Source organism: Paenibacillus sp. OSY-SE (assembly GCF_000283315.1).
Lineage (GTDB): Bacteria > Bacillota > Bacilli > Paenibacillales > Paenibacillaceae > Paenibacillus_B > Paenibacillus_B profundus.
Genome location: NZ_ALKF01000030.1, coordinates 1 through 718 on the forward strand (window position 1 = coordinate 1; position 718 = coordinate 718).

Genomic DNA, 718 nt, shown 5'->3' on the forward strand with positions numbered 1-718 from the left:
GCGAACGTTTGATTGAGCACATTTTCGGCTACAGGCAGATTGTGCTTCGAGTTCGTCGTCGCTTTGTATTTCTTTATCGTACGGGATTTCAAGCCTAGTCTATTCATCGCTCGTGCAATGGTCTTCTCAGATACCTGAACCCCTTTCTTTTTGAGGGCTTCCCATACCTTGGTGCTACCATACAGACGTCTTGAATCCAGAAAGATCCGCCGGATCTGCTTGTCCATTTGTTCTTGGCGTTTGGCGCGGTTACTCTTCTTGCGCCGAGTCCATTCATAATAGCCGCTTCGAGATACTTGAAATACACTGCACATCTTCGCGACGCGGAGCTTGAAGCGATGATCATGGATAAAAGAATAGATCAGCGTCGGTCTTTCGCGAAGTAGTGCATCGCCTTTTTTAAGATTTCATTTTCCTCTCGCAGTTCGCGGAGTTCTTTCTGCAGGTCACGTAAAGCTTTGTCTTCAGGCTTTAATTGTCCACTGCCAGGAAAGGCATTCGCTCCATCCTGTTTGAACTCAGCCAGCCAGCGATACAAGGTGTTCTCGTGAAGTCCCATTTCGCGGGCTACCTGCGCTACCGTTTTTCCTTCTTCTTGAATAAGTCGTACGGTTTGGAATTTGAATTCTTTATCATACTTTTTCGTCATGTCAGACACCTCGATTATGAATGCATTTATTGTCGCACTCTCGGTTTCCGGTGTCCAGTATTTAGTCTA

At 46.2% G+C, this 718-nt stretch carries 2 protein-coding genes; both read right to left on the reverse strand.

The annotated features are described in order from the left end of the window. A partial coding sequence (locus A372_RS32580) for an IS3 family transposase (protein ID WP_036702557.1) occupies positions 1-314 on the reverse strand: 314 nt, incomplete at its 3' end. 47 nt (positions 315-361) lie between these two features. After that, on the reverse strand, positions 362-649 hold the full coding sequence (locus A372_RS0100195; RefSeq protein WP_019418898.1) for a transposase: 288 nt from the start codon (positions 647-649) through the stop codon (positions 362-364). Positions 650-718: the final 69 nt, after the last annotated feature.

Coding starts and splice junctions, on each gene's coding strand:
- A372_RS0100195 (WP_019418898.1), bottom strand. CDS start 649: ATGACGAAAAAGTATGATAAAGAATTCAAATTCCAAACCGTACGACTT.